The organism is Paenibacillus popilliae ATCC 14706 (assembly GCF_000315235.1).
Classification (GTDB): Bacteria; Bacillota; Bacilli; order Paenibacillales; family Paenibacillaceae; genus Paenibacillus_B; species Paenibacillus_B popilliae.
In genome coordinates this window covers 1-246 of the sequence record NZ_BALG01000034.1, presented here as the reverse complement: position 1 = coordinate 246, position 246 = coordinate 1, and the positions used below count along the sequence as shown (strand labels likewise).

General features: G+C 49.6%; 1 pseudogene. It reads left to right on the top strand.

The annotated features are described in order from the left end of the window. Window positions 1-208, top strand: a pseudogene (locus PPOP_RS19975) (group II intron reverse transcriptase/maturase); the annotation flags it as partial. Window positions 209-246 lie beyond the last annotated feature (38 nt).

Sequence of the window (246 nt, the reverse complement as noted above, 5' to 3'; positions counted from 1 at the left end):
CTTTCGGGTAGGGAACTCCAGCGACGCATTCAGCGAAGTGCGCGACTACACAGAAATGAAAATTCGAACGCTACTGACCAGAAGGAAACGGAGACGAAAAAGTAGCATCGGATGGCGGAGATGGAGTAACGAATACCTATATGGCGTTCTGGGGCTATACTGGGACTGGAAAGTCCATCCCCTGAAAAGCGCATACAGGTTCCGATGAAAGTGTCCGTCATTCGATAGGTCTCATAACCCTTTCGA